We start from the raw sequence: 20,714 nt of genomic DNA, 5'->3' as shown, positions 1-20,714 counted from the left end.
TCATAATTGACGCGACAAATTCGCGCAGCTTACGCTTCCGTTACAATAAAAAAACCTCTGTAGGAATCCGCACATGATGAAAACCCTGGCGCCTGCCGGAGCGATGGCGCTTGCGCTCTCGACCACTGCCGCAATGGCGACGGTCGAGCGTTCGCCCCAGTCCATGGCCATCCTTTTCGAGCCAGGCCGATACTTCGAGCTTGGCATCAGCAACGTGAATCCGAAGGTAAGCGGCACGGTCGGGGGCGGCGCCCTTGGCAGCGGCGACATGACCCGTTCGTACCAGAGCCTGTCATTCGGCATGAAGATGCCGATCACGCCTGATCTTGACGTGGCACTGATCATCGACGAACCGATCGGCGCGGACCTTCTGTATCCGACCGGAACGGGATACCCCCTTGCCGGATCGAATGCCGAGATCAACAGCGTCGGCGTGACCGGCGTGCTCCGCTATCGCTTCAACGAGAACATGAGCGCCTATGGCGGCCTGCGCGCCGTGCGCACCAATGGCGAGGTGGAGCTGTTCACGCCCTCGTTCACCTACCGCATGTCGGTGGATGACGACGTGGCCTTCGGCTGGCTGCTGGGCGCGGCCTACGAGCTTCCGCAATACGCGGCGCGGGTGGCCGTGACCTATAACTCGCGCCTCAAGCACAACTTCGATGCGTCGGAAGCCCTGACCACCGGCCTTGGCACCATGTCCCAGGACACGGCCTTCTCGACGATCATCCCCGAGTCGGTGAACATCGAAGCCCAGACCGGCATCGCCGCCGACACGCTGCTCATGGGGGGGATCCGCTGGGTCAAATGGACCGACTTCGACATCACGCCGCCGCTTTACGAATCGGTGACCGGGGGCACCCTGGTCTCCTACCGGACCGAAGCAGTGGTCTATTCGATCGGCATCGGCCGTCGTTTCAACGAAAACTGGTCGGGCGCGCTGATGGCCAGCTACCAGACCGACGGCTTTACCCCCACCTCGAACCTTGGCCCCACGGACGGGCAGCGCAGCATCGGTGTGGCGGTGACCTATACGCAGGACAACATCAAGGTGACCGGTGGCCTGCGCTACATCGATCTGGGCGATGCCACCACCGTTCCCCCGATCGGTGGCCAGTTCAACGACAACCATGCGATCGCGGCCGGTCTGCGGATCGGCTATACGTTCTGAGACCGGCGATGCGGCCCCAGCGGGGCTGCATCTGCCTTGACCCTGCGCTGCGGCTCTGCTTTGGCAGGGACAGCTGCTGACGGGGGGATGATGCTTTACGGTTCGGGTGCAGACTGGCTGAAGGCCACCAACAAGCGCATCGCGCTGTTCGGAATGTCGGGCCTTGGCAAGACCCATGTCGCGGCTCTCTTGCGCGAGGGGGGCGACTGGTTCCACTACTCGATCGATTACCGCATCGGCACCCGCTACATGGGCGAACACATCGCCGACAATTTCAAGCGCGAGGCGATGCGCGTCCCGCTTCTGCGCGAACTGCTACTGACCGACTCGGTCTATATCGCCTCGAACATCACCTTCGACAATCTGGCGCCGCTTTCGACCTATCTTGGCAAGCCGGGAGACGCGGCACGTGGCGGCCTGCCTTTCGACCAGTACATGAGGCGGCAAAGCCAGCACCGCACGGCAGAGATCGCAGCCCTGCTGGACACAGGCCATTTCATCGACCGGGCCGAGGAAATCTATGGCTATCCGCATTTCGTCTGCGACACCGGCGGTTCGATCTGCGAGGTGGTCGATCCCGACGATCCGCAGGATCCGGTGCTGGTGGCACTGTCGTCGCGGGTGCTGATGGTGTGGATCGAGGGCTCGGACGCGCATACGGACGAACTGGTGCGCCGCTTCGACCGGGCGCCGAAGCCGATGTATTACCAGCCCGCCTTCCTGCATCGCGTCTGGGCCGAGTATCTGGCCACGACCGGGCTGAGCGAAGACCGCGTCGATCCCGATGCCTTCGTCCGCTGGGCCTATGCCCAGGCGCTTGCCCATCGGCAGCCGCGCTATGCGGCCATGGCGCGCAACTGGGGAATCAGCGTGACCGCGGCCGAGATCGGTGCCGTCACCGACGCCGCCGCCTTCAACGACCTGATCGCGCAACGACTGGATCAGCGGGCTTGAGCCTGCCACAAAACAGGCCTATCTGCACCTTTCGCTGAAAGGAAGAAGCCATGCCGATCACCCTGCCCGAATCCCTTCCCGCCTACGACGTGCTGTCGCGCGAAGGCGTGATGGTGATGTCGCAGACGCGCGCGGCACGGCAGGACATCAGGCCGCTGCGCATCGGGCTTCTCAACCTCATGCCCAAGAAGATCCAGACCGAGACCCAGTTCGCGCGGCTGATCGGCGCCACACCGCTCCAGATCGACCTGTCGCTGATCCGCATGACGGAACACGAAACCAGGAACACCGCCGCCGAACACATGGCCGAGTTCTATCGCCCCTTCCAGGAGGTGAAGGACGAACGGTTTGACGGGCTCATCATCACCGGCGCGCCGGTTGAACACCTGCCCTACGAGGCCGTGACCTATTGGGACGAACTGCGCGAGGTCTTTGCCTGGACCCAGACCCATGTCCATTCCACCTTCGGCGTGTGCTGGGGCGGCATGGCGATGATCAACCATTTTCATGGCGTGCCCAAACACCTGCTGGAGGCGAAGGCCTTCGGCTGCTTCCGGCACCGCAATCTGGCCCCTGCCTCGCCCTACCTGCGCGGCTTTTCCGATGATCTGCTGATCCCTGTCAGCCGCTGGACCGAGATCCGGCAGGACGAGGTCAACGCGGTTCCGGGGCTGGTCACGCTTCTGGGCAGCGATCAGGTCGGGCCCTGCCTGGTCGAGGATCCGGGGCGGCGTGCGCTTTATATCTTCAACCACTTCGAATACGACAGCGGCACGCTGAAAGAGGAATACGATCGGGACGTTGCCTCGGGCAAGGATATCGCCGTGCCGATCAACTACTTCCCCGATGACGATCCCGCGAAGAAGCCGCTCAACCGCTGGCGCAGCCATGCCCATCTTCTATATGGCAACTGGATCAACGAGATTTATCAGACCACACCTTATGACCTTGCCCAGATTGGCTGCTAACCTTCTTGCGCTTTCGGCGGTGGCGCTGCTGCTTGCCGGCTGCGCAGGCCTTGTCGGACAGCGCGCCGCACAGCGCGAGGCAAGGGCAGAGGCAACCTACCCGCCAACCGGCCGCCTGCTGGATGTGAACGGCGTTCAGGTTCATGCCCATGTGGAAGGCAGCGGACCCGATCTGGTGCTGCTGCACGGCGCCAGTGGCAATACCCGCGATTTCACCTTCGGGTTGGTGGACCGGCTTAAATCGGATTACCGCGTCATCGCCTTCGACCGGCCCGGCCTTGGCTGGACCGAGACCATCGGCGATGACACGGCAAATCCGATCGCACAGGCCGATCTGCTGCGTGCCGCCGCCGACCAGCTGGGCGTGCGCAACCCCATCGTCATGGGTCACAGCTATGGCGGCGCGGTTGCGATGGCCTGGGCATTGCGCGATCCGGACGGGCCGTCGGCGCTGGTGATCGTTTCGGGCGCGACCTATCCCTGGCCCGGCGAATTCGGCTGGTGGTATCCGTTCATCTCGAGCCGCTTCGGCGAGAACGTCGTGGTGCCGCTTGTCACTGCCTTTGCCCCGCACCGTTTTGCGGAACGGGTGGTGATCAAGGGGATCTTCAATCCCCAGGACGTGCCCCCGGGCTATGCCGATTACATTGGCGTCGGGCTGAGCGCGCGGCGGGAGAGCTTTGTCGCCAATACTCGCCAGATCGGCAAGCTGAAGCCCTATCTGCAGTACATGGCACCGCATTATCCGGAACTGACCCAGCCGATCGAGGTGCTGCACGGAAACCGCGACCGCATCGTCGGGCTTGAACTTCACTCGCTTGCGATGGTGTCACAGGTGCCGGGCGCCAGCCTGACCGTGCTCGACGGGATCGGCCACATGCCGCATCATGCCGCGCCGGACGAAGTTGTGGCCGCAATCCACCGCGCCGCAGAACGTGCCGGTCTGCGAAAGGCACAGCTCGTTCCCGCGGCCCACGGCGAAGGGCCCTGACAAGGAGACCGCATGTCCCTGCCCTTTGATGGCGCCATCTCGCGTTTCCTTGCCGAGGACGCCCCGCACCATGTGCGCGCTGCCCTGGACGGCGCCGGCACGAAGGAAATCGTCACGCCGGGCTATCCCTATGATCGCTGGATGGCAAAGGCGGACTATGAATGCGAGCTTTCGGCCCTGCAACTGGAGCTTGTGAAGCTTCAGCATTGGGTCCGCCGCTCGGGCACGCGGCTGGTGATCCTGTTCGAGGGCCGCGATACCGCCGGGAAAGGGGGAGCCATCTCGCGCTTTACCCTCAACCTCAACCCCCGGGTGGCGCGGATCGAGGCGCTGGACAAACCCTCGGAGGACGAGGCCCGCCAGTGGTTCTTCCAGCGGTATATCGAACGCCTGCCGCAGGCCGGGCGCATGGCGCTGTTCGACCGAAGCTGGTATAATAGGGGTGTTCTTGAACCTGTGTTCGGCTTTTGCACCGAGGCAGAGCGCGCGCGGTTCTTCGTGCAGCTTCCCGCCGTCGAACAGATGCTGATCGACGAAGGAATGCACCTCGTGAAGCTGTGGCTTGAAATAGGTCAGGCGGAACAGTTGCGCCGGATGCTGGCGCGCGAACGCGATCCGCTCAAGCAATGGAAGCTGAGCGCGATCGACGTCGAGGGCCTGCACAAGTGGCACGCCTACAGCGCCGCAATCACCGATACGCTTGCCCGCAGCGATTTCGGCTTTGCCCCCTGGACGGTGATCCTTGCCGATGACAAGCATCGCGCGCGGCTGGCGGTGATCCGGAAGGTGTTGTCCTCCGTGGCCTATCACGGCCGCGATGATGCCCTTGTCGGGGTCCCGGACCCGGCGATCTGCGGCGGCCCCGAGCTCCGCCTTGGAAACGGACGTGGCTAAGCGCGGCTATCATCACGGCAATCTGCGCCAGGCGTTGGTCGAGGCCGCGCTTGACCTGATCGGCGAGAAAGGTCCCCAGGGCTTCACCCTGTCAGAGGCCGCCAAGGCCGCTGGCGTGACTCCGGCTGCCGTCTATCGCCACTTTGCCGGGCGCGAGGATCTGATTGCCGAATGCGCAGTTCAGGGCTATGCGATCTTCGCCGATCTGATGGACTATGCCTTCAACGACGGCAAGCCCAGTGCGCTCGCGGCGTTCGAGGCCGTGGGGCGGGCCTATCTCGCTTTCGCGCGGCGCCATCCGGCGCATTACATGGCCATGTTCGAAAGCGGGATTTCCCAGAACCAGACGCCCGAACTTGCGGCCGGCGCCGCCCGGGCAAACGCGGTGCTGGAACGCGCGGCCAACGCGCTGTCCCAGCATATTCCCCCGGACAAGCGCCCGCCTGCAGCGATGTTTTCCGCGCATATCTGGGCAATGAGCCACGGAGTGGTCGAGCTTTTCGCGCGCGGTGCCCCCGGCGCGCGCGCGCCCTTCCCGCCCGAGGATCTGCTGGAAAGCGGCATTGGCATCTATCTGCGCGGGCTCGGCCTCTTGCCGCCGGATCGCTGAACGGCGGCCTCAGCCCGAAGAGCCCGGCTCCGGCTCCGGCTCCACGTAAAGCAGACCCAGCCGCCCCTGGGTCTGATGTGCACGGTGCAACGCCTCGACAAGCTGCACGGCTGACAGCGCCGCCGCGGGCGTGGCAAGCAGAAGGCATGGCCAGCCCCGCGCGAGATACGGCAGCAGATGGCCGGCCAGTTCGCCCGGCATCACGATTCGCATCGTCACAATTCCCTGCACCACCTCGATCAGCGGCGCGGAAGGCGCGCCGGTCGTCGGCGGAAGAACCGGACGGTTCGCGGCTTCAGAGCCGCGCGTCGGGGGGGCCATGCCCCCCTTCAGGCGATGCCGCGCCCGACCGAGATCCTCGGGGCCGGCAAGAACCAGATGGCCCACCCGCCCCCCATCCCCGGGAAGAGCAACGGGGCACAGCCTTTGCCCCAGCGGCGCGCACCAACGATCGCCGAGGTAGTGGGTCAGAAGCCGTTCCGGGTAATCATCGCTCATCCGCCCGAGGATGGCCGGCCTGCGGCGGAACCGCAAGCAGGTTCAAACGCGGCCCGGCCTGGCAAGCGCCAGCGAAACACACGCGGCAAGCCACCGGATCGACAGCGCGCGGACCGATCCGCCCGCTGACCGGCGACAGGGGCACCTTGGGCAGCCGGCAATTGCCGAAACGGGTGATGAGTTCGGGAAGGGGCGGTTTGGGCGTGTGCCGGCCTGCCGGAACTTCCCCGGAAACAATGCGTCGCGGACCACGCCGCCGCGATCATCCCTTTCGTCAGTTTTGCCCCCTCGACCTTTCACTGGTTGCGCCAGAGAGGGCGGGCCGGATGTGGACGGGGCGGCTGACGCTTTCATCACGGCCCTTGTCAGGCTTGTCAGGATCTGGTGCCCGATGGCTCTCGCCATCCTGACCGGACCGCTTTTCTGCCGCGCCCATGAAAGCTGCGCAACCGCCCGATCGTGCCGGCCGAGGGCGAGAATCCGGTGTTACCACATGAACCTGCGGAGGTCGCCGCATCTTGTCACGGCCCGCCCGGCGCTCGGCCTCTCGGCGGAAGCCGCGCATGAGGGCTCTGTTGCAGCTCTCGGCGCGAAGCGTCGGAATCCGTCGCCGCGATGATGGCGCGCGCCGCCGGGCGGACAGGTCAGTCGCAACCGCCGGCACGCGGGCGACCTTTCGGGCCGCGATCGACCTGGGTCGATGTTGCACGATGAACCTGCCCGGGCAGAGCCGCAGACACGGCGGATGATCCCGGTTGCCGCACCGGAGCACACACTTCGGCGGCTTTCCGGCGGGCGGTGGCGAATGCGCGCAAGGCTTTCGCATACTGCGGGTCGATCCAGGCGTGCCGCCTCGCGCTTTGTTCCTGCGCGATCAGCAGGACGGGGCACGGGTGCCGGCGGACCGGGTCGCATCGAAGGGTCCAGAGCCCTCACCGGGTCGAGTTCCAGGTTGGGAGCAGGACGGCAGGAACCCCCCTCGGCGTTGGTCAGCATGCCCCCTGGCCGTGTGGTTCAGCGGATCACGCTCTCGATCGCGATGCTACGCTTCTTCAACTCGGCATAAAGTGCCGGAAGCACGCGGGTCTGATGTATGGCCGCGCGCAGCGCATCACTGAGCCGATGCTCGGCAATGCCGGGGGACGCGACGCGCCACACCAGACGCCGGGCAACGCCGTCGTCAAAGATGATCTCGGTCGTGCCGCTGTCCGTCTTGCGCAGGCCAAGACTGCTGCCGCCACCAAGCGGGTTGTGAAAGATCGATAGACGGGCCATTCGAGGACTCTTGTCTGTACTGCTCCGTTGCAGAGTGAGCCACCCGCACCGCGTCCGTCAATCCTTGGCTGAACATAACCGCGTGATTGCGCCTTGGATGGTTCTCGCATCCTATTCTGCCAGTTCTTAACGAAGCCCTAATGACACGCGAGCAACATCTGTTTGAACTCGGCCGTCCACGACCCGCCGTTACTGAGCCCAGGCGATGCTCCCATCGACCGCGGCACGGACTCCGTGACCGCAGAAAACTGGAACGACGGAACTACATGGCGGATGTGGACGGTTCGCTGGCAGGAAGCGAGGCGTCGACTTGAACGCGACCGGGCTCCGCCACCCTTGACCCCAGCGGTTCGAGCACCCTATGGCGACCCACGGCGGCCACTAAGGGCTCGCCGCGCAGGCGCCGTCAGCGCAATCGAGCTCAGATCAGCGAAGGGCGTGATGCTTCCCGGTGGACATCGAGGACCAGAGCACATCTCGCCGAGGCCTGTTGCCGTTGTCGCGCCCCCGTGAACCAGGCGCAATTCCTCGTCGGGAAGGAAGTGGCATCTTCTACAAGACCTCCAACGGGGACGGCCGGAGGTGATTCACGCGTCTTCGTCGGAAAGTCGTTCGCCGCAGAATCGTTGCGATTGCGCGATCAAGCCCGCGGCGCAAAGCAAGCGGGTGGCCGACCGCGCCGCCATGGACGGCAAGACTTCGAGATGTGGGATTGTGCCAAAAAAACAAGAAAGCGCAGCAGGAACTGCGCTTTCCAGGTCATCGATCGTTCTGCCGTCAGCGTTCTTGTTAACGCTTCGAGAACTGGAAGCTCCGGCGAGCCTTTGCCTTGCCGTATTTCTTCCGTTCCACCACGCGGCTGTCGCGGGTCAGGAAGCCTGCCGCCTTGAGCGCGCCGCGCAGCGAGGGTTCGTAAAGCTGGAGCGCCTTAGAGATGCCGTGCTTCACCGCACCGGCCTGACCCGAAAGGCCACCGCCCTTCACGGTTGCCATCACATCGAACTGCCCTTCGACATTCGTGATCTGGAACGGCTGGCGCAGGATCATCTGCAGCACCGGGCGCGCGAAGTATTCGTTGATCGGCTTGCCGTTGACGGTGACCTTGCCGGTGCCCGGCTTGATCCACACGCGGGCAACCGCATCTTTCCGCTTGCCGGTGGCATAGGACCGGCCGTGCTCGTCGCGCACGGGGGTGCGGGGCGCCTCGGCCTCGGCGGCGGGCGTGCCGGACACGACCGACTTCAGATCGTCGAGGGTTTTGATATCTTCGGCCATGATCATGCGCTCCGCGTGTTTTTCGGGTTCAGCGGCTTGAGGTCGAGAACTTCGGGCTGCTGCGCTTCATGCGGATGCTCGGCGCCGGCGTAGATGCGCAGGTTGGTCATCTGCTGGCGCGACAGCTTGCCGCCGGGCAGCATGCGCTTGACGGCCTTCTCGATCACGCGCTCGGGGTGATCGCCTTCAAGGATCTGGCGCGCGGTGCGGCTCTTGATCCCGCCGGGATGGCCGGTGTGCCAGTAGTAGGTCTTGTCGTTACGCTTGTTGCCCGTCATCTGCACCTTGTCGGCGTTGATGATGATGACGTTGTCACCCATGTCCATATGGGGGGTGAAGGTCGGCTTGTGCTTGCCGCGCAGGCGCATGGCGACGATCGTGGCGAGGCGGCCCAGAACGATGCCTTCGGCATCGATCAGGATCCACTTCTTCTCAATCTCCGCCGGTTTTGCGGTATAGGTTTTCATTGCTGGCCCTACTTCGAGAGAAACGGTCAGGGGCCAGCCTGATGGCGGGCCCGGGATGGCCGTGTTCTAACGACTTCGCTGCTCACGTCAAGCGGCATGTTCATTGAAAAATCGAGCAAAAACATTGTGTTGAAAAATAGGTATCCGAATACCCCAAAGTCAGCGCAGTTTCGGCGGCTTCGACGGGTCCATTCCCGGGGGCTGGGGCGCCACCTGTGAGGGCTGTTCGGGCTGGGGCAGATCAAAACGCAGGCCGACCCGCGCCAGCACCGCCGCCAGCGGATCCTGCGCGCGGAAAAAGGCCACGTCCATTTCGCCTGCATCGATCCCCGAGAAGGTCAGCGCCTCGGCGGCCGCGCGGGCAAGCGGGCCCTCGGCCCCTTCGGCCGTGTCGATGAAGGCCAGCATGTGGCCGCGCCGCCCGCCCTCATAGCGCACCCCGGCAAGATAGGCGGTCGAGGCCAGGCCCCCGGCCCGCGCCAGCTTGCCATCCAGCGCCGTCAGCAGTGCCTCGGGAAGGCCTTTGGGGGCAAGAAACTCCTCGGGGCGGGCCTCAAGCTCGGTCGGGGCGTGACCCAGGGTGCGGGCAAGCCAGTCCACCGCATCGGACGGGATCAGCATCGACGACGGGGCCACACCAAGATTGACGCCCAGCCCAACCCCCTGCCCGGCCAGAAGCGAGGCGATCACCCGCCCCGGCAAGGCGGCATAGGGGGCAGTGGCCCCGACGAACTCGGCCAGGCGTTCATCCTGGTCGAAGATCAGCACATAACTGCCTTCCTCCAGGGGAAAGACCTGCGGCACAAGGGTTTCGCCCTCCGGCTCGGACTCGAGCAGCAGGAACATCTCTCCATCGGCTAGCCGCTCGTAGAACCGCAATCGCGCGGCATCGTCCTCGGGGGCGGCCGTCATGGCGGCATGGGCTGTGTCAAGCGGGGTCATCATCCAGCACCTTTCGCAGATGGACGCGCAGTTCGGGCAGCAACTCGGCCTCGAACCACGGATTCTTCCGGGCCCAACCCGTAGTGCGCCAGGACGGGTGCGGCAAGGGCCAGCGCCGGGGTGCATGATCACGCCAGCGCCCGACCGTCTCGGTCACGCTGGCCCGGGTGCCCAGGTGCCAGCGCTGCGCATAGGCGCCCACGAGCAGCAGCGTCTGCAGGTTTGGCATGCCGGCCATGACCCGCTGATGCCAGGTCGCCGCGCACAAGGACGGAGGCGGAAGATCCGATCCCTTGGCATCATAGCCCGGAAAACAGAAGGCCATCGGCACCACGGCCACACGATCCCGGTCATAGAATTCGTCCTCGGACATGCCGAGCCAGCCGCGCAGCCGGATGCCCGAAGCATCCGCGAAGGGGCGCCCGGCCGCGTGCACACGCAGACCGGGGGCCTGACCCGCGATCAGGATCCGCGCCGTGGGCCGGAACCAGGGAACGGGCCGCGGGCTGTGGCGGGTGGCTGTGGCGGCAAAGCGCCCGGCGCAGAGCCTGCATCCGCCGATCTGAGACAGAAGATCCATGCCGCTGCATCTAGGGATTTGTTCCCGGGCCGCAACAGGAGCCTTGCATTATTCCGTTACTTCGATATTACTAGAATCATGAAAACGAATCCTCCTCCCCGCGCGCCCGGCCTCTCGCTTGAACAGGCAGCCCTTACCTTTGCCGCGCTTGGATCCGAACAGCGGCTTTCGGTGCTGCGCGCCTTGGTGCGGGCCGGGCCGGTCGGGCTGAGCATCGGCGAACTGGGCGAACGCTGCGGCATCACCGGCTCGACGCTGACCTTTCACATGAAGACGCTGGCGCAGGCCGGGCTGGTGATCCAGGCGCGCAAGGGGCGCCAGATCATCTGCGCCGCAGCCGCGCATGCCGAGATCCGCAAGCTTTCCGATTTCCTGCTGCTGGAATGCTGCGCCGACTGTCCAGATCCAACCGGGAGCCACGACCATGGCTGACACCACCCACGTCCACCCTGCACGCACCCGGTTCCGCCCCGATGGCGCAGTGCTGGCACTGCTGCTGATCCCCGTCGCACTGGCGGTGCTTGACCCGACGCAGGTTCGCCCGGCACTGAGCGGCGCGACCGAGTCGCTGCTCGGCACCCTGCCCTACATCCTTTTTGCTGTCGCCGCCGTGGCCTGGCTGCGCGCCGCCGAGGCCGAGGGTCTGGTTGCCCGCGCCTTTCAGGGGCATGAGCTGCGCATGATCGTGCTGGCGGCAGCGGTGGGCGGACTTGCACCTTTCTGCTCCTGCGAGGTCATTCCGCTGATCGCAGCGCTTCTCGCGCTTGGGGCGCCGCTGTCGGCGGTCATGGCGTTGTGGCTCGCGTCGCCGCTGATGGATCCGGCGATGTTCGCGATCACCGCCGGCACGCTGGGCCTGCCCTTCGCAGTGGCCAAGACGATCGCGGCGGTCGGATTGGGTATCGGCGGCGGGCTGGTGGTGCGCAGTCTCGCGCGGTCGCCGATCTTTGCCGATCCGCTGCGGGCCGGGCGTCCCCGGACGTCGTGCTGCGCCTCAAGCAGCTGTGGCAGTGGCGCGTCAGCTCAGGCGGCGCTGGAAACATCGCCCCGCTGGGCCTTCTGGACCGACGGCGCGCGGCGGCAGGTTTTTGGCACCACCGCACTGACCCAGCTTCTGTTCCTGACCAAATGGCTGGCGCTGGCCTATCTGCTGCAGTCGCTGATGCTGGCCTATGTGCCGGCCACGATGATCGGCGCGCTGCTGGGCGGCGACGGCCTTCTGCCGATCGTTCTCGCGGCGCTGGTCGGGGCGCCCGCCTATCTGAACGGCTATGCCGCCGTGCCGCTGGTGCAGACCCTTTTGCAGCAAGGCATGAGCCAGGGCGCCGCGATGGCCTTTGTCATCGCCGGGGGCGTCAGCTGCATTCCTGCGGCGGTGGCTGTCTGGGCGCTGGTCAAGCCGCGCGTCTTCGCGGCCTATATCGGGCTTGCGCTGGGGGGCGCCGTGATTGCCGGCAGCCTTTGGCAGATGGTTTAGCGGCTCTTTGCTGCGCTGCAATATCGCGGTTGTCAAAAGGCAGGCTTTTCCCGCATAATGCGTGTCGTGCCCGGCGCCCTGCCGTGACGGCACGACAAGGCACGCGCCGTGGCGCGGGAATTGGCGCGAATGCTTGAGTTCACGAATGTCAGCAAATCCTTCTGGACCGGCAAGCAGCGCAAGGTCATCCTTGACCGTGCATCGTTCCGGGTGGAACTGGGAAACTCGCTGGGCATCCTTGCCCCCAACGGCACCGGCAAGACCACGCTGATCAACATGATGGCGGGACTGGAAAAGCCCGACGAGGGCACGATCCGCCGCGGCTGCCGCATCTCCTTCCCGCTCGGCTTCATGGGCGGAGTGGTCAGCAAGCACAGCGGCAAGGAAAACGCCCGCTACATCGCCCGTCTCTACGGGCTCGACCCCGATTACGTCGAGGCATTTTCGCGCTGGATCTGCGGCATCGAGGAATATTTCGACATGCCGGTCGGCACCTACAGCCAGGGGATGCGGGCACGATTCAGCTTTTCGCTGATGCTCGCGCTTGATTTCGACATCTATCTGATCGACGAAGGCATGCCAGGCACCACGGATGTGGAATTCAACCGACGTGCGGGCGCCCTGCTGCGCGAACGTCTGAGCAGCGCCACCGTGGTCATCGTCTCGCACCAGCCCGAGACGCTCGAGAAATTCTGCCGGAGCGCCGCGGTGCTGCGCGACGGCCAGCTTTACATGTTCAACTCTCTGGAAGAGGCGAGACAGCTTTATGACTACCAGGCCCAGAGCTAAGAAATACCGTGTCCGCCTGTCCGGCAGCGATGCGGCTGGCCCGGGCGAAGGCGCCGCGGCGGCGAAATCCGCAGCGCGCGCCACGCAGCCCCGCAAGGGCAAGGCCGCGCAGGCATCCGAGCGCGACGACGCGCATATGTTCGAGGCCCCCGATCGCGACGATATGCTTGCCGGAGGCTCCGCCGGAACCGCCGGTCCGGATGCCGGCGACGAAAACCTGACCAGCCGGCAATTGCGCATGGCGCGACGGCTGGCCATCAGGCACGGGATCGACTGCAGTTCGGATCTCGACGCCGTTCACCAGTTGCGCGCCCGCGGCATCGACCCGTTCAGCCGCGAGAACATGCTGGAACTGGTGATCGGCCAGGATGACGGCGCGCCGGGCACCGACATTGCCCGCGTCGAGGGCGATCAGCTTCCGCGCAAACTGCAGCCCGCCCCGCCACCCTCGCCGGAACGCCGCGCCGAGGAAGACCGCACCCGGCAGATCCTGTCGATCCAGCGCGACATCGCGCGCCGACGCCAGCGCCGGATGATGCTGCTGGTGGCGCAGCTTCTGTTCTTCGTCTTCCTGCCGACGGTTATCGCCGGTTATTATTACTACCGGGTGGCAACGCCGCTTTATTCCACGCTGTCAGAGATGGTGATCCAGCAGGCCGAAGGGCAGCAGTCGCAGCTGGGCGGGCTGTTTTCCGGCACCGGCCTTGCCACGTCGCAGGATTCGATCACCGTCCAAAGCTATCTGCAATCGCGCGAGGCGATGCTGCGGCTGGACGCAGAACTGGGCTTCAAGGCGCATTTCAGCCAGGAAAGCATCGATCCGATTCACCGCCTGCCTGCCGACGCCACCAATGAAGCCGCCTATCGCGTCTACAAGCGCATGGTCCAGATCGGCTATGATCCGACCGAGGGCATCCTCAAGATGGAGGTGATCGCCGCCGATCCCGATGTGGCGCGCGCCTTTGCGCTGGCGCTGATTTCCTATGCCGAGGAACAGGTCGATCAACTGACCCAACGCCTGCGCGCCGACCAGATGAGCGGCGCGACGACGAGCTTCGAGGATGCCGAAGCCAAGATGCTGGCCGCCCAGCGGCGTGTCGTGGAACTTCAGCAGAGCTATGAGGTGATTTCGAGCGAGGTCGAGGTAAACCTGCTGACGAACCAGATCTCGCAACTTGAAAACCAGCTGACCCAGGAACGGCTGACGCTTCAGGAGCTGCTGTCGAACCCGAACCCGAACCGCGCGCGTGTTGATCCCCTTGAACGGCGTATCGCAACGCTCGAGAGCGAGATCGCGACGACCCGTGCCCGCCTGACCCAGGACAGCGCGACCGGTCTGTCGATCGCGCGTATTCAAAGCGAGCTTCTGGTCGCGCAGGCCGATGTGCACACCCGGCAGGCCATGCTGGCCCAGGCGCTGCAACAGCTTGAAGCCGCGCGGATCGAGGCCAACAAGCAGGTCCGCTACCTTTCGCTGGGGGTAAGCCCGGTCGCACCCGACGAACCGAGTTATCCCCGCGCCTTCGAGAATACCGCTCTGGTGTTTCTGATCTTCGGAGGGATCTACCTCATGCTGTCGATGACCGCCTCGATCCTGCGGGAACAGGTCTCGGCATGACCAGGAAGATGAAACAGATCCAGATCGGCCCGGTCACGGTTGCGAATGACTTGCCGCTGCTGGTGATCGCCGGCCCCTGCCAGCTTGAAAGCGCCGATCACGCCCAGATGATCGCCGGACGCATGGCTGAAATCTGCGCGGCACTCGGCGCGGGATATGTGTTCAAGGCAAGTTATGACAAGGCCAACCGCACCTCGCTGTCGGGGCGGCGGGGGCTGGGGATGGACAAGGGGCTTGCGGTCCTGCAAGGCGTGCGCCGCAGCATCGGTTGCCCTGTTCTGACCGATGTGCACGAACCGGGCCACTGCGCCCCCGTGGCCGAGGCCGTGGACGTGCTTCAGATCCCTGCATTTCTCTGCCGTCAGACCGACCTTCTGCTGGCCGCGGGCGCAACCGGGGCAGCGGTCAACGTGAAGAAGGGCCAGTTCCTTGCCCCTTGGGACATGCCGAATGTGGCAGCCAAGGTCGCCTCGACCGGCAACGACCGGATCCTGCTGACGGAACGCGGCACCTCTTTCGGCTACAACACGCTGGTGACCGATATGCGGGGCCTGCCACAGATGGCGACCACCGGCTATCCGGTCATCATGGATGCGACGCATGCGGTGCAACAACCGGGAGGGCTTGGCGGCGCATCGGGCGGCCAGCGGGAATTCGCGCCGGTGCTGGCCCGCGCAGCCGTCAGCCTCGGCATTGCCGGTGTGTTCATCGAGACCCACGAAGCCCCCGACAGCGCGCCATCGGACGGGCCGAACATGATCGCCCTTGACGACATGCCGCGCCTTCTCGAAACCCTGATGGCATTCGATGCGTTGGCCAAGGCACATCCGCTGTCCCTGTGACTATAGCGTCATGGTCGCGTGCCACACGGCGATGCAATCAACTGTGACTGAACAATTGCGAGAGTTTACCATATGACACCCCTGCCCACCGTCACGCCGAATACCTGGAGCTTCCTGCGCGACGCGATGATCGCGCCCACGGGCTTTCGCGAATATGACGCGCGCTGGAAATATCCGCAGGAAATCAACCTGCCCGGGATGACGGCGCTTGGTCTCGGCCTTGGCACGCAGATGCACAAGCGCGGGCTGGAGCCGGTGATCGCGGTCGGGAACGACTATCGCGACTACTCGCTCGCCATCAAGAACGCGCTGGTGCTGGGGCTGATGCAGGCAGGCATCCACGTCAAGGATATCGGCCCGGCGCTGTCGCCGATGGCCTATTTCGCGCAGTTCCATCTGGATGTGCCGGCGGTGGCGATGGTAACGGCCAGCCACAATCCGAACGGCTGGACGGGGGTCAAGATGGGCTTTGACCGCCCGCTGACCCACGGCCCCGAGGAAATGGCCGAACTGCGCGACATCGTCCTTGGCGGCCTTGGCGAGGTGCGCGAGGGCGGGCGCTATGAATTTGTCGAGGGCGTCAAGGAAGCCTATCTGGACGATCTGGCCGGCGACTTCCGGCTGTCGCGCCCGCTCAAGATCGTCTGCGCCACCGGGAACGGCACCGCCTCGGCCTTTGCGCCGGAGCTGCTGCGCCGCATCGGCGCCGAGGTCGTGCCGCTGCATAATGAGCTCGACTACACCTTCCCGAACTACAACCCGAACCCCGAAGCGCTGGAAATGCTGCACGACATGGCTGACGCCGTGAAGGCCTCGGGCGCGGACCTTGCGCTTGGCTTTGACGGCGATGGCGATCGCTGTGGCGTGGTTGACGACGAGGGCGAGGAGATCTTTGCCGACAAGGTCGGCGTCATCATGGCGCGCGACCTGATCAAGATCTATCCGGGATCGACCTTCGTGGCCGATGTGAAATCGACCGGGCTTTTTGCCTCGGACCCGGTGCTGAAGGAACATGGCGCCAAGGCCGATTACTGGAAGACCGGCCACAGCCACATGAAGCGCCGGGTGCGCGAGATCGGCGCGCTGGCGGGCTTCGAGAAGTCGGGCCATTACTTCCTTGCGGGGGAAATCGGGCGCGGCTTCGACTGCGGAATGCGCGTCGCGGTCGAGATCTGCAAGCTGATGGACCGCAACCCCGACAAGAAGGTTTCCGATCTGCGCAAGGACCTGCCGGTCACCTATTCCTCGCCCACGATGTCGCCCTATTGCGCGGATGGCGAGAAATATCAGGTGCTGGAGCGGCTGGTCGAAAAGCTCGTCGCGCGTGCGGATGAGGGCGGCACCCTCGGCGGCCGCAGGATCGAGACGGTGGTGACCGTGAACGGCGCGCGGGTGATCCTCGACAACGGGGGTTGGGGGCTGGTGCGGGCTTCCTCCAACACGCCGAACCTGGTGGTGGTCTGCGAAAGCCCCGAAAGCCACGATGAACTGCGCGCGATTTTCGAGGATATCGACGCGGTGATCCGGACCGAGCCTTCGGTCGGCGATTACGACCAGACGCTTTGACCTGCTGCGGGGCGGGTCAGACCGCCTGCCCCGCCGCCCATCCTGATGACCAGGCCCACTGGAAGTTGTAGCCGCCCAGCCAGCCGGTCACGTCCACCACCTCACCGATGAAATAAAGGCCCGGCACCCCCCGCGCCTCCATCGTGCGGGCGTCCAGATCGCGCGTGTCAACGCCGCCCAGCGTCACCTCGGCGGTGCGGTAGCCCTCGGACCCGTTGGGCTTGACCTCCCACTCCGTCACGGCGGCGGTCAGTGCGGCCATCGCCGCCTTGGACTGGTCGGCCAGATTGCCCTTCAGCGCCAGCCGCTCGGCCACTACCTGTGCCAGCCGTTCGGGCAGGATCCGCGCCAGCGCCGTCTTGACCGCGATCCGCCCCTGCGACGCCTTGATCGCGGCAAGGTCCGCGGCCACGTCGCGATCCGCAGCAAGGTTGACACGCAGGCTGTCCCCCTCGCGCCAATAGGACGAAATCTGCAGGATCGAGGGCCCGGAGAGGCCGCGATGGGTGAACAAAAGCCCCTCCTCGAACGCCGCCTTGCCGCAGGACACCCGCGCGGGGACCGCGATGCCGGCGAGGGGGCGCAGAGGGTCCAGAACCTCGGGCCCGAAGGTCAGCGGCACAAGCCCCGGGCGCGTTTCCACCAGCCGCAGCCCGAACTGTTCCGCAATGCGATAGCCAAGGCCCGTCGCCCCCATCTTGGGGATCGACTTGCCGCCCGTCGCCACGACCAGACGCGGGGCGCGGAACGCGCCGTCGTCGGTTCTGACCACAAAGCTGCCGTCATGGCCGATCTCGCGCGGGGTCACGCCCAGCCGCAGCACCCCTCCGGCCGCTGCAAGATCGCGCAGCAGCATGTCCACGATCTGCCCGGCCGAGCCGTCGCAGAACAGCTGCCCCAGCGTCTTTTCATGCCACGCGATTCCGGCCGCGTTCACCCGGGCGATGAAATCGTGCTGCGTGTAGCGCCGCAGCGCCGAAAGCGCAAAGCGCGGGTTCTGCGACAGGAATCGCTCCGGCGCGATCTGGAGATTGGTGAAGTTGCAGCGCCCCCCGCCCGAGATGCGGATCTTTTCGCCGGGCGCCTTTGCATGATCCAGAACCACGACGCGACGCCCCCGCCGCGCGGCCTCGATCGCGCAGTAAAGGCCCGCCGCGCCGGCACCCAGAACGATGACATCGTGTTTTTCCATGCCCCCGCTTACCCGCGAAATCCGTGGCCGACAATGTGGCATCCGATGCGTTTTTGGTCTTGCAGCCCCCGGAATGCTTGGATAAATACCGCCTCACAGTTGGGGCGTGGCCAAGTGGTAAGGCATCGGTTTTTGGTACCGTGTACCGTAGGTTCGAATCCTACCGCCCCAGCCAAATTTTCCAGAGATTACGCTCACGATGCCGCGTCCATCGCCCTGTCGTGCAATGACTCGACAGAAGGCACAGGTCAGTTCGCTGTTCCTTGCGAATGGCTGTGACCAGGCATTGCAACGACAGGGATGGGTAACTGATCGGCCTCCACCCGGGTGCCGTTCGATCAGCCGCATGGTCTCAGATGAAGCCGGGCATGGCGCTGTGAAGGCCGCAAACCCCGCGGGTCACCGGCCGCCGACCGGACGCCGCTCCTGTTCTGCCGAACCGCCCCCGGATCGTGTCCATGCTGCAGCAGCCGAGCTGCGCCGGCCCTCCCGCCGGTGATTGCGAGGTGCGCGGGCAAATCGGGCAACGGGTCTTGTCCGAACCGCCGCTGGGGCGGCCCGGATCCGTCCGATCATGCCGGGGTTGTGCCGCCGCGCCATCCGAAGCGCTTCGCGGCCCGCCTTTGCCGCCCGCGCTCCTGCCCCTCGCCGTCGATCAGCGGCGAACCACGAGACAGGGTTGCCAATGGCCCAGCTGCACCACCCCGTCGCGCGGCGCGGCGCTGTTGACCTCGGCGCCGATCGGTTGCCAGTCGCCCTCGGGAAGGGTCAGCTGCACCGAGGTTTCGCCCAGATTGAAGGCACAGAACACCTCCTCCTGCGGAGAAACCCGGTGGAAGGTCAGCAGGTCGCCCTCGGCGCGCACGTCCCGCAGCTTGCCGCACATCAACGCGTCATGCACATGGCGGAAGGCGATGATCCGGCGGTAGTGATGCAGATGTGCCCCGGGATCGGTTTCCTGGGCCGAGACCGCCAGGCGCTGATGTTCGGAACTGATCGGCAGCCAGGGCCGCCCCGTCGTGAAGCCTGCGTTAAGCGCATCCGCCTCCCATACCATCGGCGTGCGACAGCCGTCCCGGCCCTTGAACTCGGGCCAGAACTCGATGCCGTAGGGATCCTGCAGATCCTCGAAACTCACCTCGGCCTCGGGCAGGCCCAACTCCTCGCCCTGATAGATGCAGACCGACCCGCGCAGGCACATCAGCAGCGTGGCCAGACAGCGCGCAGCGGCGGCGCTGAGGTTCCAGCGGCTGATGTGGCGCACCACATCGTGGTTCGACATCGCCCAGCAGGCCCAGCCATGACCAGCGACGCGCGTGACCTCGGCCATCAGTTCGGCCAGCGACTGCGCGGTGGGATTGTCCTTGGAAAGAAGCTCGAACGCATAGCACATCTGCATGAGATCGTCGCCGGCCGTGTATTCGCCCATGATCTCCAGCCCGCGCTGCGCATCCCCCACCTCGCCCACGGCGGCGGCATCGTAAGGCGCCATCACCGCGCGCAGGCGGCGCAGGAAGTCGAGGTTTTCCGGCTGGTTCTTGTCGTACAGATGTTCCTGATGGTTGTAGGGGTTCACCATCGGCGCGATCCGGTCGTTGCGCCGTTCCGGCGGCAGCGGCGGATTGCTGCGCAACTGCCGGTCGTGGAAATAGAAATTGATCGTGTCCAGCCGGAATCCGTTGACCCCCCGCTCCAGCCAGAAACGCGCCACATCCAGCAGCGCCTCCTGCACCTCGGGCTCGTGGAAGTTCAGATCGGGTTGCGAGGTCAGGAAGTTGTGCATGTAGTACTGGCAGCGGCGGCTGTCCCACTGCCATGCCGAACCGCCGAACATCGACAGCCAGTTGTTGGGCGGCGTGCCATCGGGGCTTGGTTCGGCCCAGACATACCAGTTGGCCTTGGGATTGTCGCGGCTCTGACGGCTTTCGATGAACCAGGGATGCTGGGCCGAGGTATGCGAGAGCACCAGGTCAATCATCACCTTGATGCCCAGCGCATGGGCCGTTGTCACAACGGCGTCGAAATCGGCCATGCTGCCGAACATCGGATCCACGTCGCAGTAATCCGAGACATCATAGCCGAAATCCTTCATCGGCGACGTGAAGAACGGCGAAATCCAGATGGCATCCACACCGAGGCTGGCAATATAGGGCAGGCGCGACACGATCCCGAGCAGATCACCCACCCCGTCACCGTTGCTGTCCTGATAGCTGCGCGGGTAGATCTGGTAGATTACCGCCCCCCGCCACCATTCGCGGCTGGTCCGTGTCCCGGGCTGGACCGGGATCGTCATCGTGTTCATGCTGATAAGGTCCTTCCTCTTTTCCGGCCATCGGGGCCGCAGTTTCCGGCAGCCCGCGCGAAACCGGGCGCACCTTGCATCTGCCGGGCGACCGCGCCGGCAGGACCGGGCCTTCCCGGCCTGCCACGGGGTCGGGACAGGCACCCTGTCCATCCGGCACGTTGCCACCTGCCAAGGTCTCTACCGTGAAACCGCACTGCACCCCAAAGTTCAACAGATTCCGCGATCACATCGCCGCAAGAGCGCGCCCTCAGCCAAAAGGATGTATGTCGTGCAGGCGATGCGCCGCGCAAGCGGCCTGGG

General features: G+C 65.1%; 20 protein-coding genes and 1 tRNA gene. 13 read left to right on the top strand and 8 right to left on the bottom strand.

From position 1 onward, the window contains the following. The first annotated feature begins 73 nt into the window (after nucleotides 1–73). The 6 genes from ACFQXB_RS04215 to ACFQXB_RS04190 all read left to right on the top strand — a co-directional run bounded on the left by ACFQXB_RS04215 (nucleotide 74) and on the right by ACFQXB_RS04190 (nucleotide 5,588). Nucleotides 74–1,171, top strand: coding sequence for an OmpP1/FadL family transporter (locus ACFQXB_RS04215; RefSeq protein ID WP_377399624.1), 1,098 nt, complete (start codon nucleotides 74–76; stop codon nucleotides 1,169–1,171). Between the two features lie 90 nt (nucleotides 1,172–1,261). Then, complete coding sequence (locus ACFQXB_RS04210) at nucleotides 1,262–2,125, top strand: ATPase (RefSeq protein ID WP_377400708.1); 864 nt, start codon at nucleotides 1,262–1,264, stop codon at nucleotides 2,123–2,125. 50 nt (nucleotides 2,126–2,175) lie between these two features. Beyond that, a complete protein-coding gene (gene metA / locus ACFQXB_RS04205; RefSeq protein WP_377399621.1) occupies nucleotides 2,176–3,093 on the top strand; it encodes a homoserine O-acetyltransferase MetA in 918 nt (305 codons plus the stop codon). Beyond that, nucleotides 3,083–4,084 (top strand): alpha/beta fold hydrolase, encoded by a 1,002-nt coding sequence (locus ACFQXB_RS04200; protein WP_377399618.1) that lies wholly within the window; start codon nucleotides 3,083–3,085, stop codon nucleotides 4,082–4,084. The genes metA and ACFQXB_RS04200 overlap by 11 nt, the downstream gene beginning before the upstream one ends. Before the next feature lie 12 nt (nucleotides 4,085–4,096). Then, complete coding sequence (gene ppk2, locus ACFQXB_RS04195) at nucleotides 4,097–4,978, top strand: polyphosphate kinase 2 (protein WP_377399616.1); 882 nt, start codon at nucleotides 4,097–4,099, stop codon at nucleotides 4,976–4,978. Further along, complete coding sequence (locus ACFQXB_RS04190; protein WP_377399613.1) at nucleotides 4,971–5,588, top strand: TetR/AcrR family transcriptional regulator; 618 nt, start codon at nucleotides 4,971–4,973, stop codon at nucleotides 5,586–5,588. The genes ppk2 and ACFQXB_RS04190 overlap by 8 nt, the downstream gene beginning before the upstream one ends. Before the next feature lie 9 nt (nucleotides 5,589–5,597). Here ACFQXB_RS04190 and ACFQXB_RS04185 read toward each other — a convergent pair whose 3' ends face one another. The 6 genes from ACFQXB_RS04185 to ACFQXB_RS04160 form a co-directional block, all read right to left on the bottom strand. Beyond that, entirely contained in the window at nucleotides 5,598–6,086 is a 489-nt protein-coding gene (locus ACFQXB_RS04185) for a hypothetical protein (protein WP_377399610.1), read from the bottom strand. Between the two features lie 1,014 nt (nucleotides 6,087–7,100). Beyond that, nucleotides 7,101–7,361 carry a hypothetical protein gene (locus tag ACFQXB_RS04180; RefSeq protein WP_377399608.1) on the bottom strand — a complete coding sequence of 87 codons (261 nt, stop codon included), beginning with the start codon at nucleotides 7,359–7,361 and terminating at the stop codon, nucleotides 7,101–7,103. A 789-nt stretch (nucleotides 7,362–8,150) separates the two neighbouring features. Then, nucleotides 8,151–8,636, bottom strand: coding sequence for a 30S ribosomal protein S9 (rpsI, locus tag ACFQXB_RS04175; protein WP_377399605.1), 486 nt, complete (start codon nucleotides 8,634–8,636; stop codon nucleotides 8,151–8,153). 2 nt (nucleotides 8,637–8,638) lie between these two features. Beyond that, entirely contained in the window at nucleotides 8,639–9,103 is a 465-nt protein-coding gene (rplM, locus tag ACFQXB_RS04170) for a 50S ribosomal protein L13 (protein WP_377399602.1), read from the bottom strand. A 159-nt stretch (nucleotides 9,104–9,262) separates the two neighbouring features. Then, complete coding sequence (locus tag ACFQXB_RS04165) at nucleotides 9,263–10,045, bottom strand: SseB family protein (protein WP_377399599.1); 783 nt, start codon at nucleotides 10,043–10,045, stop codon at nucleotides 9,263–9,265. Further along, nucleotides 10,032–10,625: a uracil-DNA glycosylase family protein gene (locus ACFQXB_RS04160; RefSeq protein ID WP_377399596.1), complete on the bottom strand. Its 594-nt coding sequence runs from the start codon at nucleotides 10,623–10,625 to the stop codon at nucleotides 10,032–10,034. The genes ACFQXB_RS04165 and ACFQXB_RS04160 overlap by 14 nt, the downstream gene beginning before the upstream one ends. Nucleotides 10,626–10,703: 78 nt before the next feature. Here ACFQXB_RS04160 and ACFQXB_RS04155 point away from each other — a divergent pair, with 78 nt between their 5' ends. The 6 genes from ACFQXB_RS04155 to ACFQXB_RS04130 all read left to right on the top strand — a co-directional run bounded on the left by ACFQXB_RS04155 (nucleotide 10,704) and on the right by ACFQXB_RS04130 (nucleotide 16,917). Further along, nucleotides 10,704–11,057 (top strand): ArsR/SmtB family transcription factor, encoded by a 354-nt coding sequence (locus ACFQXB_RS04155; RefSeq protein ID WP_377399593.1) that lies wholly within the window; start codon nucleotides 10,704–10,706, stop codon nucleotides 11,055–11,057. After that, nucleotides 11,050–12,102 (top strand): permease, encoded by a 1,053-nt coding sequence (locus tag ACFQXB_RS04150; RefSeq protein ID WP_377399590.1) that lies wholly within the window; start codon nucleotides 11,050–11,052, stop codon nucleotides 12,100–12,102. The genes ACFQXB_RS04155 and ACFQXB_RS04150 overlap by 8 nt, the downstream gene beginning before the upstream one ends. Nucleotides 12,103–12,231: 129 nt before the next feature. After that, nucleotides 12,232–12,891: an ABC transporter ATP-binding protein gene (locus ACFQXB_RS04145; protein ID WP_377399587.1), complete on the top strand. Its 660-nt coding sequence runs from the start codon at nucleotides 12,232–12,234 to the stop codon at nucleotides 12,889–12,891. Beyond that, entirely contained in the window at nucleotides 12,869–14,509 is a 1,641-nt protein-coding gene (locus tag ACFQXB_RS04140) for a capsule biosynthesis protein (RefSeq protein WP_377399584.1), read from the top strand. Before ACFQXB_RS04145 ends, ACFQXB_RS04140 begins: the two co-directional genes overlap by 23 nt. An 8-nt stretch (nucleotides 14,510–14,517) precedes the next feature. Beyond that, a complete protein-coding gene (kdsA, locus tag ACFQXB_RS04135) occupies nucleotides 14,518–15,351 on the top strand; it encodes a 3-deoxy-8-phosphooctulonate synthase (protein ID WP_377399581.1) in 834 nt (277 codons plus the stop codon). Between the two features lie 72 nt (nucleotides 15,352–15,423). Further along, on the top strand, nucleotides 15,424–16,917 hold the full coding sequence (locus ACFQXB_RS04130; protein ID WP_377399578.1) for a phosphomannomutase/phosphoglucomutase: 1,494 nt from the start codon (nucleotides 15,424–15,426) through the stop codon (nucleotides 16,915–16,917). Nucleotides 16,918–16,933: 16 nt separating this feature from the next. Here ACFQXB_RS04130 and ACFQXB_RS04125 read toward each other — a convergent pair whose 3' ends face one another. Then, nucleotides 16,934–18,109 (bottom strand): BaiN/RdsA family NAD(P)/FAD-dependent oxidoreductase, encoded by a 1,176-nt coding sequence (locus tag ACFQXB_RS04125; protein WP_377399576.1) that lies wholly within the window; start codon nucleotides 18,107–18,109, stop codon nucleotides 16,934–16,936. A gap of 100 nt (nucleotides 18,110–18,209) precedes the next feature. On the opposite strand from ACFQXB_RS04125, the gene ACFQXB_RS04120 reads away from it, so the two are divergent. Beyond that, a tRNA-Gln gene (locus tag ACFQXB_RS04120) sits at nucleotides 18,210–18,284 on the top strand. A gap of 480 nt (nucleotides 18,285–18,764) precedes the next feature. Here ACFQXB_RS04120 and ACFQXB_RS04115 read toward each other — a convergent pair. Further along, a complete protein-coding gene (locus ACFQXB_RS04115; RefSeq protein WP_377399573.1) occupies nucleotides 18,765–20,411 on the bottom strand; it encodes an alpha-amylase family glycosyl hydrolase in 1,647 nt (548 codons plus the stop codon). Between the last annotated feature and the right edge of the window lie 303 nt (nucleotides 20,412–20,714).

The organism is Halodurantibacterium daqingense, from assembly GCF_042666235.1.
GTDB classification, from domain to species: Bacteria; Pseudomonadota; Alphaproteobacteria; order Rhodobacterales; family Rhodobacteraceae; genus Halodurantibacterium; species Halodurantibacterium daqingensis.
Note: the sequence above shows the minus strand (reverse complement) of the source record. Positions and strands in the feature narration are given on the sequence as shown.

Bases quoted from the DNA above. Each gene is read 5' to 3' on its own strand.
- ACFQXB_RS04215 (WP_377399624.1), top strand. From the start codon at position 74: ATGATGAAAACCCTGGCGCCTGCCGGAGCGATGGCGCTTGCGCTCTCG.
- ACFQXB_RS04210 (WP_377400708.1), top strand. From the start codon at position 1,262: ATGCTTTACGGTTCGGGTGCAGACTGGCTGAAGGCCACCAACAAGCGC.
- metA (WP_377399621.1), top strand. From the start codon at position 2,176: ATGCCGATCACCCTGCCCGAATCCCTTCCCGCCTACGACGTGCTGTCG.
- ppk2 (WP_377399616.1), top strand. From the start codon at position 4,097: ATGTCCCTGCCCTTTGATGGCGCCATCTCGCGTTTCCTTGCCGAGGAC.
- ACFQXB_RS04185 (WP_377399610.1), bottom strand. From the start codon at position 6,086: ATGAGCGATGATTACCCGGAACGGCTTCTGACCCACTACCTCGGCGAT.
- ACFQXB_RS04180 (WP_377399608.1), bottom strand. From the start codon at position 7,361: ATGGCCCGTCTATCGATCTTTCACAACCCGCTTGGTGGCGGCAGCAGT.
- rpsI (WP_377399605.1), bottom strand. From the start codon at position 8,636: ATGGCCGAAGATATCAAAACCCTCGACGATCTGAAGTCGGTCGTGTCC.
- rplM (WP_377399602.1), bottom strand. From the start codon at position 9,103: ATGAAAACCTATACCGCAAAACCGGCGGAGATTGAGAAGAAGTGGATC.
- ACFQXB_RS04165 (WP_377399599.1), bottom strand. From the start codon at position 10,045: ATGACCCCGCTTGACACAGCCCATGCCGCCATGACGGCCGCCCCCGAG.
- ACFQXB_RS04160 (WP_377399596.1), bottom strand. From the start codon at position 10,625: ATGGATCTTCTGTCTCAGATCGGCGGATGCAGGCTCTGCGCCGGGCGC.
- ACFQXB_RS04155 (WP_377399593.1), top strand. From the start codon at position 10,704: ATGAAAACGAATCCTCCTCCCCGCGCGCCCGGCCTCTCGCTTGAACAG.
- ACFQXB_RS04150 (WP_377399590.1), top strand. From the start codon at position 11,050: ATGGCTGACACCACCCACGTCCACCCTGCACGCACCCGGTTCCGCCCC.
- ACFQXB_RS04145 (WP_377399587.1), top strand. From the start codon at position 12,232: ATGCTTGAGTTCACGAATGTCAGCAAATCCTTCTGGACCGGCAAGCAG.
- ACFQXB_RS04140 (WP_377399584.1), top strand. From the start codon at position 12,869: ATGACTACCAGGCCCAGAGCTAAGAAATACCGTGTCCGCCTGTCCGGC.
- kdsA (WP_377399581.1), top strand. From the start codon at position 14,518: ATGAAACAGATCCAGATCGGCCCGGTCACGGTTGCGAATGACTTGCCG.
- ACFQXB_RS04130 (WP_377399578.1), top strand. From the start codon at position 15,424: ATGACACCCCTGCCCACCGTCACGCCGAATACCTGGAGCTTCCTGCGC.
- ACFQXB_RS04125 (WP_377399576.1), bottom strand. From the start codon at position 18,109: ATGGAAAAACACGATGTCATCGTTCTGGGTGCCGGCGCGGCGGGCCTT.
- ACFQXB_RS04115 (WP_377399573.1), bottom strand. From the start codon at position 20,411: ATGAACACGATGACGATCCCGGTCCAGCCCGGGACACGGACCAGCCGC.